This window comes from Microbacterium sp. STRO-1N, from assembly GCF_057748015.1.
In genome coordinates this window covers 693386-711310 of sequence record NZ_CM173234.1, presented here as the reverse complement: position 1 = coordinate 711310, position 17925 = coordinate 693386, and the positions used below count along the sequence as shown (strand labels likewise).

The window sequence follows — 17925 nt, the reverse complement described above, 5'->3', positions numbered from 1 at the left end:
CGCGAATGACGACGCTGTACAATCCGCTGATCAACGGCTTCCATCCCGACCCCTCGGTCGTCCGGGTGGAGACCACGGACGGACCCGAGTGGTTCCTCGCCACATCGACTTTCGAGTACCTGCCCGGCATCCCGATCCATCGGTCCCGTGACTTCGAGACGTGGGAGCTCATCGGCCACGTCGCCGTGCGCCCCGGACAGCTCGCCGTCGAGGACGTCGCGACGGCGGGCGGAGCGTGGGCGCCGACGCTCAGGCACCGGGACGGCGTCTTCCACCTGGTCATCACGGACGCGATGGGCCGAGGGATGCTGCACTTCACCGCGACGGATGCCGCAGGCCCGTGGAGCGACGGCGACGTGATCCTGAAGCAGGACGGATCGGCATCCCTCGACGGCATCGATCCGGACATCGCCTGGGACCGTGACGGGAACGTCTACGTCACGTTCTCGGGGCTCATCCTCGGCGGCGACGACATCGGTCAGCATCTCGGTATCCAGCAGGTGAAGGTCGACCTGGACCGGCGCATCGCCCTGGAGGCGCCGCGGTCCGTGTGGTCAGGCACCGGAGGGCAGTTCCCCGAGGCCCCGCATCTCTACGAGGTCGACGACCGCTGGTACCTGATGATCGCCGAGGGAGGAACCGAGCGCGGTCACGGCGTCTCGATCGCACGGGGAACGTCGCCGGAGGGGCCGTTCGAGACCGCACCGCAGAATCCGCTCGTGTCCGCCCGATCGACGACCCGACCGGTGCAGAACACCGGTCACGGCGACCTCGTGGTCGGCCCGGGCGGCGACTGGCTGTGCGTACTGCTCGGAGTGCGCCCGCGCAGCATGACGCGCGCTTTCTCGGCGCTGGGACGCGAGACGTTCGTGACCCCGGTGCGCTGGGAGGAGGACGGCTGGCCGGCGATCGACCCGGTGCTGCTGAACCCGCGCGCGGGCACCAGAGTGGAGATCTCGTTCGCGGACGCCCCCCAGCTCGATCACGAATGGATCGCGGTCCGTGCCCTGCCGGGCTCGCTCGCGGAGCTGCGCGACGGCGCCCTCGTGCTGCACGGCGACGGCCGTACGCTGGACGATCCGCGCCCGGTCTTCGTCGGCCGTCGCCAGGCGCACCTCACGAACGCCGCCACCGTCCGCATCGACGTCAGTGCCGGGATCGGTGGTCTCGCCGTGCGCTACGACGAGCGGTTCCACGTCGAGATCGAGGCCGGAGACGGTGCGCTCATGGCCCGCGCCGTGGTCGGCGACCTCGTTCAGGAGTGGACCGCCCCTCTGACATCCACGACGCTGGACCTGCATCTCGATTCCCGTCGCCCGGATGGCGATCGCGGTCTGCCGCGCACGAGCGACATGCTCCACCTCGGCGCGACGGTCGACGGCGAGCGCATCGATCTCGCGCAGGTCGACGGCCGCTTCCTCTCCTCCGAGACGTGCGAGTCGTTCACCGGCAGGGTCATCGGCGTCTATGCTCGCTCCGGCGACGTCGCCGTCCGAAGCTGGGTCGCCGAAGGAGACGACGAATGATGGATGCCGCGGTCACCGCCCCTCGCATCGAGACGCTGCGCGCCGAGCTCCGCGACGACACGTCGTTCGTCGCGACGTCGCATCCGCGCCTGAGCTGGACCGTCGCCTCCGACGCCGATTGGCAGCAGGCCGCCGTCGATCTCGCCGACGGCACGACAGAAGTCACCCTCGACGGTCGTGAGAGCGTCCTGGTGGCATGGCCGTTCGCAGCACTGGATCCCGGCGAGACCCGAGAGGTCCGCGTGCGGGCACGCGCGCTCTCGGGCGCCGTCACCGCGTGGAGCGAACCGCTGCGCATCGCGGCGGGCTTCCTCGCCAGGGACGAGTGGGTCGCCCGGCCGATCGGTCTGGCCGACCCCGACCGCGAGGCGCAGCCGGCCGTCGTCCGCACGGCGTTCCATCTCGACCGGCCGGTCACCCGCGCGCTGCTGTTCTGGACCGCGCTCGGCGTCGCCGAACCCGAGGTCAACAGCATCCCGGCATCCGAGGACGTGCTGTCCCCCGGATGGACCGCGTACCGCGACCGGCTCGTGCACGAGACCGTCGACGTCACGGCGCACGTGCGCACCGGCGAGAACGAGTTGTCGGCGACGATCGCCGGCGCCTGGTACACCGAGAAGTACGGCTTCTTCACCTTCACGAACCGGTTGTACGGCACGCAGCCGTCATTCCTGGCGCAGCTGCGGGTGACCTACGCCGACGGCGCGAGCGAGACCGTCGCCGCCACAGGCACAGGGTGGGAGGCCGCCGGGGACGGGCCGATCGTCGACAGCGGCATCTACGCCGGCGAGCACCAGGACCTGCGACGCACGGCATCCGTCTGGGCGCCAGCGCGGGTCGGGGCCGCAGCGCTCCCGGGCTACGAGAACGTCCCCGTGCCGGAGGCGCGCATCGCACCTCCGGTGCGTCGCATCGAGAGCCTCCCGGTCGCGGCGGTGATCGAGACGCCCTCGGGTGGACGGATCCTCGACTTCGGTCAGAACCTCGTCGGGCGTCTGCGGATCCGGACGCGCGGGCAGAAGGACGCCCGGCTGGTCGCCCGGCACTCCGAGGTTCTGGAGAACGGCGAACTCAGCATCCGTCCGCTGCGCAATGCGACGGCCACGGCGACGTTCGACCTGTCGGGCGCCGACGACGTGCTCGAGTCGCGCTTCTCGTTCTACGGCTTCCGCTATGCGGAGCTGTCCGGCGTCGACGTGGACCCGGCGGATGTCGAAGCGGTCGTGCTGCACACCGACATGGTGCGGACCGGTTCGTTCGTGTCCTCCGATCCGCTCATCGACCGCCTGCACGAGAACGTCGTGTGGGGCATGCGCGGCAACTTCCTGTCGATCCCGACCGACTGCCCGCAGCGCGACGAACGCCTCGGCTGGACGGGTGACATCCAGGTGTTCACTCCGACCGCGAGCTTCCTCTACGACTGCGACGGGTTCCTGACCTCCTGGCTGCGCGACCTCGCCCACGAGCAGCGGCGCTCCGACGGCTCTGTGCCGCTGGTCATCCCGGCGGCGCTTCCCGCGTTCGGCGGCGGCGGACCGACCGCCGCATGGGGCGATGCCGCGACGGTCGTGCCGACGGTGCTGTTCGAGCGATTCGGCGACCTCGGCGTGCTCGCCGACCAGTATCCGAGCATGCGCGCGTGGGCGGATGCCGTGCTCGCCGTCGCCGGCGACTCGGGCCTCTGGGCCGGGCAGATGCAGCTGGGCGACTGGCTGGACCCGTCCGCCCCGCCGGCCAAGCCCGGTGCGGCGAAGGTCGACGGCGACATCGTCGCCTCGGCGTACCTCGCGCGCTCGCTGCGGCAGGTCGCCGATGCCGCAGCGCTGCTCGGACACGACGCGGATGCCGCGGAGTACGGTGCACGCGCCGAACGCAGCCGTGCGGCCTTCGTCTCGGAATATGTGACGCCGTCCGGCCGCATGATGAGCGACGCGCCCACCGCGTACGCGCTGGCGCTCGAGTTCGGTCTCGTCACCGACGCGGCCCTGCGCCAGGCGCTGTCCGACCGGCTCGCCGACCTCGTGCGGGAGGGCGGGTACCGCATCGGCACCGGATTCGTCGGAACTCCGATCGTCACGGACGCCCTCACGGTGGGCGGGCATTTCGCGGAAGCCGAACGTCTGCTCACCCAGACCGAGTGCCCGTCCTGGCTGTATCCGGTCACCATGGGGGCGACGACCGTGTGGGAGCGGTGGGACAGTCTGCTACCCGACGGCTCGGTGAACCCTGGCGAGATGACCTCGTTCAATCATTACGCGCTCGGCGCCGTGGCCGACTGGCTGCACCGCGTCGTCGCCGGCATCGCTCCGGCGGCGCCCGGATACCGCGCCCTGCGGATCGCACCGCAGCCGCTCTCGACGCTCGATCACGCAGCTGCGCGGCATATCACGCCATACGGCGAAGCCTCGGTGGCGTGGCGACGGGAGGGCGCCGAGATCGTCGTGTCGGCGCTCGTGCCCGCCAATACGACGGCGGCTGTCGCTCTGCCAGGGAGCGACGAGTTCATCATCGGCTCCGGTCGGTTCGAATGGCGGTTCGCCGCGGCATCCACGCCGGAGACAGCCCCGCTCCCGGGACTGGAGGCCGCGCTTGCGGACGTCATCGACGACCCGCGCGCTTACCGTGCGCTGATCGACACCGTCGCGGCCTTCGCCCCGGAGCGCGCCGAGGCCGTGCGCCGCGACACCCTCTGGGGGCGGGGGCGCACTGTCAGCGGTGCCCTCATGTTCACTCCCCCTCACGTCCTCGCGGACGTCGACGCGGCGATCCGCGCCGCGACATCCGCCTGACGCCCTTCCCATCCCACGAGACGGAGACACCATGTTCGACCGCCGTTCCACCTTCGGTGAAGCCCTCGACCACCCGGACGCGCGCGCCATCCTCGAGAAGCTGATGCCCGGCATCGCCGCCTCCCCGATGGCGACGCAGTACCGGGACGGACGTCTGGGCTCGCTCGTCGCGTTCGTCCCCGCCCTGGAGGACCCGGACGAGCAGCAGAAGCTGTGGTCCGCCCTCGCCGAGGTCGGCGACGGCGTTCAGCGCGCACCGTACGCGACGGCGATCGCCCCCGATCCGGCCTACGAGGACGACACCGTCGCTCCGGCATCCGCGTCGGTGCGCCTGCCGGAGCCGACCCCGCGCTGGGACGTGCTCGAGGTGCGCCTGGACGGCCCCTCGCACGGCAACCCGTTCGTCGACGTGGAGCTGGATGCCGTGTTCACACGTCCCGACGGCACCGAGGTGCGCGTCGGCGGCTTCTACGACGGCGACGGCGTGTACCTCGTGCGGGCGCTGGCGGATGCCGAGGGTGCTTGGTCCTTCGTCACCCGATCGACCGCACGGTCGTTGGACGGCGTGACCGGCACCGCAGAGGTGATCGCACCCCGCGAGGGCGTGCACGGCCCCGTCAGCGTGGACGGATTCCACTTCCGGCATGCCGACGGCACCCGGCACCGTCCACTCGGCACGACCGCCTACGCGTGGACGCATCAGCCGGAGGACCTACAGGAGCAGACTCTGGCGACGCTCGCCGAGGCGCCGTTCACGAAGATCCGCATGTGCGTGTTCCCGAAGTCATACCTGTACAACGCGAACGAGCCTGCCGATTTCCCATTCGTCGGTTCGCTTGCGGACGGGTTCGATCTGGAGCGGTTCGATCCGGCGCACTTCCGGCGGCTCGAGCAGCGCATCGCCGATCTCGGTGCGCTCGGGATCGAAGCGGACCTCATCCTGTTCCACGCCTACGACCGTTGGGGCTTCGCCGATCTCGGGCCGGCCGTCGATGAACGCTACCTGCGCTACGTCGTTCGACGCCTCTCGGCTTTCGCGAACGTGTGGTGGTCGATGGCCAACGAGTACGACCTGCTCTGGGCCAAAGACACCGCCGATTGGGAGCGGCTGGCCGAGATCGTGGGCGAGGAGGATGCGTTCGGGCACCTGAACTCGATCCACAACTGCCGCCCGTTCTACGACTACTCGAAGCCGTGGATCACGCACGTGAGCGTGCAGCGCGTCGACGTCTACCGCACGGCCGAGAACACGGACGAGTGGCGCGAGCGCTGGGGCAAGCCGGTCGTCATCGACGAGTGCGCCTACGAGGGCGACATCGATCAGGGCTGGGGCAACATCACCGGGGAGGAGATGGTGCGCCGCTTCTGGGAGGGCGCGGTCCGCGGCGGCTATGTCGGCCACGGCGAGACGTACCTGCCGGAGGCGCTCGGCCTGGAGGACGAGACCCTGTGGTGGTCGAAGGGCGGCGTGCTGCACGGCACCTCCCCCGACCGGATCGCGTTCCTCGAGAAGCTGCTGGCCGAGGCGCCGGACGGCGTCTGGGACCCGCTTCCCGGCGACTGGGACGTGCCGTGGGGCGGCGTCGACGGCCGGGTCAGAGTCGGCTATTTCGGGTTCAACCGGCCCCGGTTCCGCAGCCTGCTGCTGGCCGAGGGTCAATGGGCCGTGGACGTGATCGATACGTGGAACATGACGGTCGATCGTCTTCCCGGCGTCCACTCGGGGTCCCTGCGCGTCGACCTGCCTGGACGGCAGTTCATGGCGGTGCGGCTGACCCGCGTCTGAGCCGGCTCGCCGCCCATGCTCGCTCCCCCTCGCTCGTTGAGCGAGGGGGAGCGAGCAGCGCGACTCAGAAGTCGAAGTCGCCGATGTTGTCCGCGTCGAAGACGAACGGGTCGCCCAGCAGCACGACGCCATCAGCACCGACCTCGTACTCGCCGAGCTCGCCGGCTTCGAACGTGTCGCCCTCTTCGCCGGTGATGTCGCCCTGGATGAGAGCGGCCGCCGCATACGCCGACAGGTAGCCGAGGTCCTCCGGGTTCCACAGCGCGAACGCGGTGACGGTGCCGTCCTCGACGTAGTCGCGCATCTGGTTGGGCGTACCGAGCCCGGTCAGCGCGACCGTTCCCTTGTAGTCGGAGGTGGACAGGTAGCGTGCGGCTGCCGCGATGCCGACCGTCGTGGGCGAGATGATGCCCTTCAGTTCGGGGTGCGTCTGCAGCAGGGCCGCCGTCTTGTCGAACGAGGTCTGGTCGTCATCGTCACCGTAGACCGTCTCGACGAGCGTGATGTCGGGGTAGTCGCTGGCGAGATACTCCTCCATCAACTCGATCCAGGCGTTCTGGTTGGTCGCGTTGGCGGATGCCGACAGGATCGCGATCTCGCCCGCGCCGCCGATCTGCTCGGCGATGAGGTCGACCTGCACCTTCGCGATGCCTTCGGCATCGGCCTGGTTGATGAACAGGTCGCGGCAGTCCGGGTTGGTGTCCGAGTCGAACGTCACCACCTTGACTCCGGCATCCCTCGCCTCGTTGAGCGCGTCGCAGATCGCCTGCGGGTCGTTCGCCGAGACGACGAGCGCGCCGACGCCCTGCTGGGTCGCCGTGTTGATGTAGCTCACCTGAGCGTCTGGTGTCGCTTCGGCCGGTCCGACCTCGGCGAACGTGCCGCCGAGCTCTTCGACGGCCGCCTTGCCACCCGTGCTCGAGGTGTCGAAATACGGGTTGCCGAGGTTCTTGGGCAGGAACGTGATAGTCAGGTTGTCGGATCCACCGCCGGCTCCGCCGCCGTCGCCCTCCGCCCCGGAGCCGCCTCCGGTGTCGGCGCAGCCGGTCAGCACGAGTGCTGCGGCGATGGCCGCGGCGGCGAGCGCCGTGGCCCGCTTGCGTGAAAACTTCATCGTTCTTCCTAACTGTTGGGTGATTTCAGGACGTGGCTGCGAAGCGGGATGGTCCGATGCGAGCGCGGACGCGCTCGGCCCAGGACAGGATGCTGGCGGCGACCACCGAGAAGATCAGCAGGCCGCCCGTGATGATGTTGATGACATCGCTCGTCACGCCCGCCAGGCGCAGAGCGCTGGAGAGCACGCCGATCAGCAGCACTGCGGCGACGACGCCGTGGAGGTGCCCTCGTCCGCCGAAGACCGAGACGCCGCCGAGCACGACGGCCGCGATGACCTGGAGCTCGAGCCCTGTCGCGTTGTCCCCCCGTGCGCTGCCGAATCGCAGGGTGTAGAAGATGCCGGCGAACGCGGCGACGAGGCCCGCGAGCATGAACAGGACGAACTTGGTCCGCTCGACGTGCACGCCCGAGAAGCGAGCGGCGTCCTTCGACAGACCGATCGCGTAGATCCCGCGGCCGAAGGGCGTGAAGTGCAGCAGCAGGACGAACAGCACCAGCAGGATCAGGAACGGCACGACGATGTACGGGATCGTCGTGCCGGCGATCTTCGCCTTGGCGAGATCGGTCCACAGCTCGGGGAAGTCGGTCACTGCCGTCGTGCCGAGCAGGCCGACCGCCAGTCCGCGGAACAGAGCCAGTGTTCCGATCGTGACCGCGAGCGACGGCAGTCCCACCACCGTGACGAGGAATCCGTTGAACGCCCCGCCGACGACGCCGACCGCCAGTGCGGCGAGCGCGGCGACTCCGAACGGCGCACCGGCCTGGGTCAGCACACCCGTGACCACGCTGGCCAAGCCGACCATCGAGCCGACCGACAGGTCGATCTCGCCGGTGACCATCACGAGGGTCATCGGCAGCGCGATGAGCAGAATCGGGGCGACGTCCAGCAGGAGATAGTTGTAGGTGATCGGCTGGCCGAAGCCGCGGACGGTCGCCGAGGCGACGATGATCACGAGCGCGAGCAGCCCGATGATCGCGAACTCGCGCGTGATCAGCACACGCCGCCACAGCGGCCGTTCATGGTCGCGGATGACACGTGTCGACGTCGTGGTGGCGGTCATGATTCGTCCCTCGCCTCGATGAGCCGGCGTTTCTGTCTCACGGCGAGCACGCGGTCCAGCACGATCGCTCCGATGATGAGCACGCCGACGACGGCGCGCTGCCAGAAGTCGGGGATGCCGAGGATCGGCAGCGCCCTGTTGATGGTCATGAGGAGCATGGCGCCGATGGCAGCGCCCCAGACCGATCCGACGCCGCCCGTGATCGCGATGCCCCCGATGACCGCGGCACCCACGGCATCCAGTTCCCACCCGGAGCCTGCCTGCGAGCTGATGGAGCCGTAACGGGCGGCGTAGAAGACGCCGGCGAGGCCGGCGAGCGCACCGGAAAGGATGAACGCGGTGAGCACGCGCCGCGTGACACGGAGGCCGTACAGCTCGGCGGCGGCCGGGTCGGATCCGATCGCGTAGTACTCGCGGCCGCCACGGGTGTTGCGCATGTACCAGGCTGCGCCCGCGAGCACGATGACGGCGACGATCGAGAGCACTGGGATCGTCAGGATCTGCTGGGTGCCGAGGGCGAGGAAGTCCTTGGGCATGTCGGAGGGGTTCACCCGGTCGCTGCCGGTCCACAGCACGTTGATGCCGCGGTACGCGTACAGAGTGCCGAGCGTGATCACCATCGCCGGAACCTTCGCGAAGGCGACCAGGGCACCGTTGATGAGTCCGAGCACCCCGCCGAACAGCACAGCCGCGAGGACGACGAGGATGATCGGGATGCCGGGGATGTCGATGAACAGGCGACCGGTGAGATAGGCGGTGAGCCCCATCACCGATCCGACCGACAGGTCGACGTTGCGGGTGATGATCACGATCGCCTGGCCGACCGCCACGAGCACGAGGATCGACGGCGTCAGCAGCAGATCGCGCCACCCGTCGCTGGAGAACAGGAAGTTCGGATTCTTGACGGTCGCCGCGGCGACGACCAGCACGAGTGCGGCCAGGATGCCGAGCTCACGTGCGCGGCCGACTCCACCGAAGCTCTTTCGTACGGCGAACGCGGGGGCGGGAGTGATGGTGGTCACGAGTTCACCTCCGAGGAGTGGGTGGCGGCGAACATGACGTTCTCGCTGGTTGCGTCTGCGCGGTCGATCTCGGCGGTGATGCGCCCCTCGCGCATGACGAGGATGCGGTCGGCCATGCCGAGCACCTCGGGGAGCTCGGACGAGATCATGAGGATCCCCATGCCCTCTCCCGCCAACTGCGAGAGCAGCCGGTGCACCTCGGATTTCGTGCCGACGTCGATGCCACGCGTCGGCTCGTCGATGATGAGCACCTTCGGATCGGTGGCGAGCCACTTGGCGAGGACGACCTTCTGCTGGTTGCCGCCGGAGAGGGTCGCGGCGACCGTGTCGAGCGCATGCGTCTTGACCTCGAGCCTGGACGCCCATTCGCGGGCGGCCCGGTTCTCCATCCCCGTCGTGATGAGACCCCATTTCGCGAGGCGGCGCCGGATCGCGAGCGTGATGTTGCCGCCGACCGCTGAGTCGATCACGAGACCCTGCTTGCGGCGATCCTCTGGGACCAGCGCGAGCCCGGCCCGCATCGCCTCGGTCGGGTTGCGGTGCGGGACCGTCTTCCCCAGCATCCGCACCCGGCCCTCGCGATAGGCGTCGACACCGAAGACGGCCCTGGCCACCTCGCTGCGTCCGGCGCCGACGAGGCCCGCGAGGGCGACGATCTCGCCCGAACGCACGGTGAAGGAGATGTCGTGGAAGATGCCGGGGCTCGTGAGGCCCTCGACGTCGAGCAGGGGGTCGCCGACGACGGCATCCTGCTTCGGGAAGAGCTCGGTGATATCGCGGCCGACCATCTGGCGGACCAGTTCGTCCACGGTCGTCTCGACGATCGGAGTGGTGGCGACATAGGCGCCGTCGCGCATGACGGTGACGGTGTCGCACAGGGCGAAGACCTCGTCGAAACGGTGCGAGATGAACAGGACGGCCCGCCCCTCATCGCGCAGGCTCCGTGCGACCGCGAACAGCCGCTCCACCTCGACGCCGCTCAGAGCGGCGGTCGGCTCGTCCATGATGAGCACGCTGGCGTCGAGCGAGATGGCCTTCGCGATCTCGAGGATCTGCTGGTCTGCGATCGACAGGCCGTCGGTGATCCGATCGGGATCGAGGGAGACGCCGAGTCTGCGGAAGATCTGCTCGACCTCGGTGCGCATGGCCTTGCGGTCGATGCGGCCGAAGCGGTTCACCGGCTGGCGGCCCATGAAGATGTTCTCGGTGACGGACAGATCGGGGAAGAGTGTCGGCTCCTGATAGATCACCGCGATGCCTGCGGCCTTCGACTGCGCCGTGCTGGTGAAGTCGACCGGCTCGCCGTGCAGACGAAAGTCGCCGGAATCGCGGCGGTAGAGCCCCGCCATGATCTTCACCATCGTCGACTTGCCCGCTCCGTTCTCGCCGATGAGCGCGTGGATCGAGTGCGGGAGCAGGGTGAGACTGCCCGAGCGGAGTGCGATCACCGGCCCGAAGGACTTCACGACGCGATGCAGCTCGAGCGCGGCGCCGGGTGGGACTTCTGCGGCCACAGGGTGTCCTCTCCTTCGAGGTCGAAAACGGTTCGTACGGTTTGAACCATACATGAATCGATTCAGGTGCGTTTCAGCTAGTGTATGTGAGACCGGTCGAAGAGCAACACCCTCGCGACCGAACTGTGACCCACCCGATGGCGAGAGGAGACCAGGTGCCGATCAGCATCCGCGATGTCGCGCAGCGTGCCGGCGTCTCCGTCGGCACGGTGTCCAACGTCCTGAACCGCCCCGATGAGGTCTCCGCCGATTCGGTCGAGCGGGTCAGCCGCGCGATCGAAGAACTCGGCTACGTGCGCAACGATGCGGCCCGCAAGCTGCGCGCCGGGGTGAGCACGACCGTCGGCTTCGTCGTCCTCGACGGCCAGAACCCGTTCTACAGCGACGTGGTCCGCGGCGCGGAGGACGAGGCCTCGAGCCACGGCATCGCGATCCTCTACGGCAACACGGACGAGGACCCTTCGCGCGAGAAGGTCTACCTCGATCTGTTCCGCGAGCAGCAGGTGCGGGGCCTGCTCATCGCCCCCTACGGCGATGTGATGACGCAGTTGCGGCGGTTCCGCTCGAGCGGCATCGCGACCGTGCTCGTCGACCGGTTCAGCGCCGACAGCGGATTCTCGTCGGTCTCGGTGGACAGCGTGGCCGGCGGGCGGCTCGCGATCGACCACCTCATCGAATCAGGGCGCCGAAGGATCGCGTTCGTCGGCGGACCGTTCGACATGCGCCAGGTCACCGATCGGCTGGCCGGTGCACGGGCCGCGGCCGAGAACGCCGCAGTCCGCGTCGATCTCGAGGTGATCGCCACGGCGGCCATGACCGTCGAGGAAGGTGCAGCCGCGGGCGCGCGTCTGCTCGAGCGGCCTCGGCGGGAATGGCCCGACGCGCTGTTCGCGGCGAACGACCTCGTCGCGCTCGGCCTGCTGCAGTCGCTGGCGTCCGGGGGCCGGATGCTGGTACCCGACGAGATCGCGCTGATCGGCTTCGACGACATCCCCTTCGCGGCCGCGGCGGCCGTGCCGCTGTCGTCGATCCGTCAGCCCAGCCGCATGATCGGACGCACGGCGCTGCGGATCGTACTGGAGGAGGCGGCGGATCCCGCCAGCATCCCGCGGCAGACGGTGTTCCCACCCGAGCTGGTGATCCGCCGCTCGACGACGGGCTGAGCGAAAGCGCTCAGCCGCGGTCCTTGCCGTTGGAGCAGGTCTGCTGGTCGGCGGAGTTGCCCATGACCTCCTCGGGCAGCGCGACCGCGGTGTCGGTCGGAGCGGGCGTCCCGCTTGCCACTGGCGCTGGCGTCACCGGGGTTTCGACGATCACGCCCTCGGCGTCGCCGTTCTCGTGCGTGATCTGCAGCGGCTGGTTCGACTCGATCGCCGCCATGAGTGCGTCTGCAGCATCCCGGTTCGGCACGAGCTTCACCTTGGGGTTGTCCGGATCGGGCCAGGTCGGGTACTGCACGAACACGATGTCCGACTTCGGGACGTCCTTGAGCGCCAGACCGATCTGCGCGATCGTCATGGGCGTGAGCGTCGTGCTCGTCGTGAGATTCTCGACCGCGGTGTTCGCCAGCTTCAGCATCGTGCCGACGTTGCCGAGCACCTCCCCGCTGAGCATCTTGCGGGCGAGTGATGACATGTACTGCTGCTGGTTGCCGATCCGGCCGATGTCGCTGCCGTCACCGACGCCGTGGCGCGTGCGCAGGAACTGCAGGGCCTCGTAGCCCTGGATCGTACGCTTGCCGGCCGGAAGGTCGAGCAGCGTGTGCTCGTCCTTGATCGGGGTCGCGAGGCACACCTCGACGCCGCCGATGGCATCCGTGATCGCGATCACGCCGCCCCAGGTGACCGACGCCGCGTACTGGATCTCGAAGCCGGTGAGCAGCTCGAGCGTCTGCACGACGCAGTTCAGTCCGCCGTATCCCCATGCGTCGTTGAGCGGTTGCTTCTCCATCGCGGGCGACGTGTTCCCCTGATCGTCCGTGCAGGACGGTATGGCGAGCATCGTGTCGCGCGGAACGCTGACGACGGTCACACGCCGCGGTTCGTCCGAGACGTGGACGATCAGGTTGGTGTCGTTCAGCGTGCCGTCCTCGCCCTTGCCCGAGCAGCGCCCAGGGAACAGATGCGCGTACTCGTCCTCGCACACGTCGACGCCGACCAGCAGCATGTTGAAGCCGCCCTCGTACTCCGCGATGTCCGGCGGCACGGACTCGGCACCCTCGATCTCCACGGAGTTGGCGCTCACCGTGCCCAACAGAGTCGTGCCGATGTACGCCGCGACGCCCACGCCGCTCACGAGCACGACCGCGAGCACGATGCCGAGGGCCCGCAGCAGCTGTCCGCCCGCACTGGGCCGATGCAGCTGGCCGTGACGGGCCACGGTACGACGACGGGGTCGCTTCACGCTCACAGAGTCCTTCGGATCCGATCAGGGCCAGGCCCCTCGACGACTCCGTGCCCGGCTACTCCCGGACGTTGCCGTTCGAGCAGGTCGCCTGAGCGGCGGAGTTTCCCCTGATCGTATCGGGCAGGGCGGCCACCGTCTCGGAAGGCGCGGGGGTCTCCGTCGTCGCCGGATCCGTCGGCTCGGTCGGAGTCGTCGGCTCGGTCGGAACTGGTGTCTCGACGATGACCCCGTCGTTCTCGGTGTTCTGGTGGGTCACCTGCAGCTGCTGGTTCGCGTTGATGGCGTCCCACATGAGCTGCGCCGAATCACGGTCGGGGATGACCCTGTTCGCGTCATACGGGTCCTCGAGAGTCGGATACTGCAGGAACACGATGTCCTCGAAGGGCACGTCCTTCACGGCGAGCGCGATCTGGGCGAGCATCATCGGATTCTGCAGCGACGTGCTCGGGGTGATGTTGCTCAGCGCAGTGTCGGCGAGCTTCAGCATCGTGGGCACATCACCGAGGACCTCGGAGCTGATGAGCTTGCGCGCCAGCGAAGACATGTACTGCTGCTGGTTGCCGATGCGGCCCAGATCGCTGCCGTCGCCGACGCCGTGGCGGGTGCGCAGGAACTGCAGCGCCTGCAGCCCCTCGACCGTGTGCGTTCCGGCCGGCAGGTCGAGGCCGGTGTAGCGGTCCTTGATGCCGGTCGCCAGACACACGTCGACACCGCCGATGGCGTTCGTGATCTCGATCACGCCGCCGAAGGTCACGGATGCCGCGAACTGGATCTCCTGGCCGGTGAGCTCGGTGATCGTCTGGGCGACGCAGTTCAGACCGCCATACGAGAAGGCCGTGTTGAGCTGCTGCTTGCTCATCGAGGAGGTCTCGTTGCCGTTCTCATCCGTGCACGCCGGGATCGGCAGCATGGTGTCGCGCGGGAAGCTCACCGCGGTGATGCGGCGCGGCTCGTCAGACACGTGCAGCAGCAGGTTGACATCGTTGAGCGTGCCGTTGGCATCATCGCCCTCGCAGCGTTCGCCGAAGAAGTGCGCGTACTCGGGCTCGCAGGTGTCGACGCCGGTGAGCAGCAGGTTGAACCCGCCCTTGTACTCCGCGATGTCCGGCGGGACCGACTCCTGGCCCTGCAGTTCCACGGCGTTCGCGGAGAAGTTCGAGAACAGCGTCGTCCCCACGTATGCCGCGACTCCCAGCCCGCTGACGAGCACGACAGCCATCGCGATGCCGATGATCTTCATCACCTGAGACACCGCACTGGGGCTGCGCAACTGACCGTGACGGGCGACAGTGCGACGACGGGGGGTCTTATCGCTCACTCGGGGCCTTTCGGGAATACTGCGGAGGGTGTGGGATTCGAACCCACGAGACATCTCTGCCCACTGGTTTTCAAGACCAGCTCCATCGGCCGCTCGGACAACCCTCCTCGAGCAGGAAATGCACCTGCCCGAACAGGCGTCGAGTCTAGCCGAGTTCGGGGCGAAAGCCGGCCACGCCGAGGTTCATTCTCCCGCGATGACCTGGGGAGACCCTGTACGGAGGGTGTCCAGCGCGAGCGCCAGACCGCCGTCCGCGACGCCCTCGGTGACTTCGCCTGCAGCATCCTTGACCTCGTCCGGAGCCTGCCCCATCGCGACCGCACGCCCCCCGACGCGCAGCGCCCACCCGAACATTCCGATGTCGTTGCGCCCGTCGCCGGCGACGAACACCTGGTCGGCGTTCATGCCGAGTTCGGCATGAACCCGGGCGAGTGCCGTGCCCTTGTCGACGCCCTGCGGCGCGATGTCGAGCCACGCGGTCCACCCGATCGCGTACGAGACCTCGTTGAGCCCGGCCTCCGTGACGAGCCGGTGGAAGTCCTCCTCGTCGTGCCCAGGCGAGACCACCACGACGCGCGAGACCGGGTGCTCCCCCAGTTCCTCGAACGAGACCTGCCGTCCGCCGTCGAGCGTCCAGTCGTCCAGCTGGGCGGTGTACAACCGCTGACCGGAGGCGAGCTCGACCATGTAGCGCGCTTCGGGGAGACGGTCGCCGAGAAGGTTGAGGACGGTTCGCGGGTCGAAGGTCTCGACGTGCCAGCGCGTCCATTCGCCATCCAGCCGGCGCATGGTGACCGCGCCGTTCGAGCACACCACGAACTCCGGGGCGATCTCGAGCGCGTCGAGATAGCGGTGGGTCGCCATCCAGCTGCGTCCGGTCGCGATCGTCACGACGTGGCCGGCGTCCCGCACCCGCGCGACCGCCTCCGGTACGCCTGGGCTCATCGACTCGTCCTGCAGCAGGATCGTGCCGTCGACGTCGAGGGCGACGAGCCAGCGCTGGTCCGTCGCGGCGACGGTCACGCCTCCGGCTCCAGCACGGTCAGTCCGCCCAGGTAGGGCCGCAGCACCTCGGGGACGATCACCGAGCCGTCCGGCTGCTGGTGCGTCTCGAGGATCGCGACGATCCAGCGCGTGGTCGCGAGCGTGCCGTTCAGCGTCGCGACGTGCTGGGTCTTCGCCTGGCCCTCTTCCGCTTCCGGACGGTACCGGACGTCGAGCCGACGCGCCTGGAAGCTCGTGCAGTTCGAGGTCGATGTGAGCTCGCGGAACGCATCCTGCGTGGGCACCCACGCTTCGATGTCGTACTTGCGCGCGGCGCTGGAACCGAGGTCCCCCGCGGCCACGTCGATCACACGGTACGACAGTCCGAGGGAGGTCAGCATCTCCTCCTGCAGCGCGACGAGGCGCAGGTGCTCCGCCTCGGCATCCTCCGGGGTCGTGTAGACGAACATCTCGAGCTTGTTGAACTGGTGCACGCGGATGATGCCCCGGGTGTCCTTGCCGTATGAGCCGGCTTCGCGGCGATAGCAGGTCGACCAGCCGGCGTAGCGCAGAGCCCCCTTGGACAGGTCGACGATCTCGTCCTTGTGGTACCCGGCGAGTGCGACCTCGCTGGTGCCGACCAGGTACAGGTCGTCGTCCTTGTCGAGGTGGTAGACCTCGTCGGCGTGCTCGCCGAGGAAGCCGGTGCCCTGCATGATCTCGGGACGCACGAGCGTCGGCGTGATCAGCGGCACGAAGCCGTGCTGGAGCGCCTTGTCGAGCGCCAGGTTCATCAGCGCGATCTCGAGTCGTGCCCCCACGCCGCGCAGGAAGTAGAACCGCGATCCGGACACCTTCACGCCGCGTTCCATGTCGATCGCACCGAGGATCTCGCCGATCTCGAGGTGGTCGCGCGGTCCGTTCGGGTACTCGGCCGCATCGAAGGTCGGCACCTCGCCGACGCGACGGAGTTCGACGAAGTCCTGCTCGCCTCCCGCCGGGACGCCGTCGATCACGACGTTCTCGATGCGCGCCAGGGCGGATGCCGCGGCATCAGCTGCTTCGCCAGCAGCGTGCTGCGCCTGCTTGACCCGCTCGGCGAGCTCCTTGGCCTGCGCGACGAGCGCGCCCTTCTCCTCCTTGGGCGCCTTCGCGACCTGCTTGCCGAACGCGTTCTGCTCGGCGCGCAGCTCTTCGAAGGAGGTCAGCGCGGCCCGGCGCGATCGGTCGGCCTCGATCGCCGCGTCGACGGTGGACGCATCGTGTCCGCGCGCGATCTGCGAGCGGCGGACGACGTCGGGGTTGTCGCGAAGAAGAGCGAGGTCGATCATTCGTCAAGTCTATGGCGTGAGGCGGATGCCGCTGCGAGGGCCCCGGTGGCGGGAGGCCTTAGAGTATGGCCATGATGACGACCGCGGCTGCCATGCACCGGGTCGCCCTCGTGTACAACCCGATCAAGGTGAACGAGACCCAGTTGAAGACCCTGGTGGCCTCGATCGCCGAGGAGGCCGGCTGGTCTCCTCCGCTGTTCCTTCCGACCACCGTCGAGGATGCCGGGCAGGGCCTGACCCGTCAGGCCCTGGATGCAGGGGTCTCCGCGGTGCTGGTCGCCGGAGGCGACGGCACCGTCCGCGCGGTCGCGGAGGCCATCGCCGACAGCGGCGTGACGCTCGGAATCCTGCCCAGCGGCACCGGCAACCTGTTCGCCCGCAACCTCGGACTGCCCCTGACCGATCCGGCGTCCATCGTCCGCGCCGCGCTCGCCGGCCGCACCGTGCCGGTCGATCTCGGCTGGGCGACGCTGACACGTGAGGACGGGACGTCCGAGACGCACGCGTTCGTGGTGCTGGCCGGGATGGGACTGGATGCCGACATGATCGCGAACACGCGTCCCGATCTGAAGAAGTCCGTCGGATGGGTGGCGTACGTGGATGGCGCCGCGCGATCGCTGGCTGCGGCGAAGCCGTTCCGCATCGTCTATCAGATGGACGAGTCGCGCCTGCACTCGACCAAGGTCTACAGCGTGCTGTTCGCGAACTGCGGCATGCTCCCGGCGGGGATCTCGCTGATTCCCAGCGCCTCGATCACGGACGGCACGCTCGACGTCGCCATCATCCAGCCGTCAGGCCCGTTCGGCTGGCTGGGCGTGTGGCGAAAGATCTGGTGGGACAACTCGGTGCTGCGGCGCTTCCGCGCCGGGCGGCTCGTGCTGGAGCGCCGTGGGCGCGACGCCTCGGTGCGCTACCTCCGTGGTGTGTCCGCCGAGGCCGCCGGCACGCACGCGACGCCGATCGAGTTGGACGGCGACGAGTTCGGAACGGCCATCCGTCTGCACTGCCGCGCCGATCCAGGCGCGCTGACGCTGGCGATCCCCGATTCGGTGTCGACCGAATCGCTCTGACG

13 protein-coding genes and 1 tRNA gene are annotated in these 17925 nt (G+C 68.8%); 5 read left to right on the top strand and 9 right to left on the bottom strand.

Going from position 1 to position 17925, the window contains the following annotated elements; genetic code table 11:
• Nucleotides 1-5: 5 nt before the first annotated feature.
• From AC3ANJ_RS03385 to AC3ANJ_RS03375, 3 genes are read left to right on the top strand one after another with little or no spacing between them, the layout of a single operon-like run.
• On the top strand, nt 6-1526 hold the full coding sequence (locus AC3ANJ_RS03385) for a glycoside hydrolase family 43 protein (RefSeq protein WP_488318227.1): 1521 nt from the start codon (nt 6-8) through the stop codon (nt 1524-1526).
• Entirely contained in the window at nt 1523-4315 is a 2793-nt protein-coding gene (locus AC3ANJ_RS03380) for an alpha-L-rhamnosidase (protein WP_488318226.1), read from the top strand. Before AC3ANJ_RS03385 ends, AC3ANJ_RS03380 begins: the two co-directional genes overlap by 4 nt.
• Before the next feature lie 31 nt (nt 4316-4346).
• The gene (locus AC3ANJ_RS03375; protein WP_488318225.1) at nt 4347-6101 is read left to right on the top strand and encodes a DUF5605 domain-containing protein; all 1755 of its coding nucleotides are present in this window, start codon (nt 4347-4349) and stop codon (nt 6099-6101) included.
• 64 nt (nt 6102-6165) lie between these two features.
• On the opposite strand, the gene rhaS is transcribed toward AC3ANJ_RS03375, so the two are convergent.
• From rhaS to AC3ANJ_RS03355, 4 genes are read right to left on the bottom strand one after another with little or no spacing between them, the layout of a single operon-like run.
• Nucleotides 6166-7215 (bottom strand): rhamnose ABC transporter substrate-binding protein, encoded by a 1050-nt coding sequence (gene rhaS / locus AC3ANJ_RS03370; protein ID WP_488318224.1) that lies wholly within the window; start codon nt 7213-7215, stop codon nt 6166-6168.
• 25 nt (nt 7216-7240) lie between these two features.
• The gene (locus AC3ANJ_RS03365; protein ID WP_488318223.1) at nt 7241-8278 is read right to left on the bottom strand and encodes an ABC transporter permease; all 1038 of its coding nucleotides are present in this window, start codon (nt 8276-8278) and stop codon (nt 7241-7243) included.
• Nucleotides 8275-9300 (bottom strand): ABC transporter permease, encoded by a 1026-nt coding sequence (locus AC3ANJ_RS03360; protein ID WP_488318222.1) that lies wholly within the window; start codon nt 9298-9300, stop codon nt 8275-8277. The genes AC3ANJ_RS03365 and AC3ANJ_RS03360 overlap by 4 nt, the downstream gene beginning before the upstream one ends.
• Nucleotides 9297-10868: a sugar ABC transporter ATP-binding protein gene (locus AC3ANJ_RS03355; RefSeq protein WP_488318221.1), complete on the bottom strand. Its 1572-nt coding sequence runs from the start codon at nt 10866-10868 to the stop codon at nt 9297-9299. Before AC3ANJ_RS03355 ends, AC3ANJ_RS03360 begins: the two co-directional genes overlap by 4 nt.
• A gap of 101 nt (nt 10869-10969) precedes the next feature.
• On the opposite strand from AC3ANJ_RS03355, the gene AC3ANJ_RS03350 reads away from it, so the two are divergent.
• A complete protein-coding gene (locus AC3ANJ_RS03350; RefSeq protein ID WP_488318220.1) occupies nt 10970-11977 on the top strand; it encodes a LacI family DNA-binding transcriptional regulator in 1008 nt (335 codons plus the stop codon).
• 10 nt (nt 11978-11987) lie between these two features.
• Here the strand turns inward: AC3ANJ_RS03350 and AC3ANJ_RS03345 are convergent, their stop codons facing one another.
• The 5 genes from AC3ANJ_RS03345 to serS form a co-directional block, all read right to left on the bottom strand.
• Nucleotides 11988-13217: an LCP family protein gene (locus tag AC3ANJ_RS03345; protein ID WP_488318219.1), complete on the bottom strand. Its 1230-nt coding sequence runs from the start codon at nt 13215-13217 to the stop codon at nt 11988-11990.
• 58 nt (nt 13218-13275) lie between these two features.
• On the bottom strand, nt 13276-14538 hold the full coding sequence (locus tag AC3ANJ_RS03340) for an LCP family protein (RefSeq protein WP_488318218.1): 1263 nt from the start codon (nt 14536-14538) through the stop codon (nt 13276-13278).
• Between the two features lie 22 nt (nt 14539-14560).
• Nucleotides 14561-14645 (bottom strand) — tRNA-Ser (locus tag AC3ANJ_RS03335).
• Nucleotides 14646-14721: 76 nt separating this feature from the next.
• A complete protein-coding gene (locus tag AC3ANJ_RS03330) occupies nt 14722-15561 on the bottom strand; it encodes an HAD family hydrolase (protein ID WP_488318217.1) in 840 nt (279 codons plus the stop codon).
• Complete coding sequence (gene serS / locus AC3ANJ_RS03325; protein ID WP_488318216.1) at nt 15558-16853, bottom strand: serine--tRNA ligase; 1296 nt, start codon at nt 16851-16853, stop codon at nt 15558-15560. Before serS ends, AC3ANJ_RS03330 begins: the two co-directional genes overlap by 4 nt.
• A gap of 71 nt (nt 16854-16924) precedes the next feature.
• On the opposite strand from serS, the gene AC3ANJ_RS03320 reads away from it, so the two are divergent.
• Nucleotides 16925-17923, top strand: a complete 999-nt coding sequence (locus AC3ANJ_RS03320; protein WP_488318215.1) for a diacylglycerol/lipid kinase family protein — start codon at nt 16925-16927, stop codon at nt 17921-17923.
• Nucleotides 17924-17925: the final 2 nt, after the last annotated feature.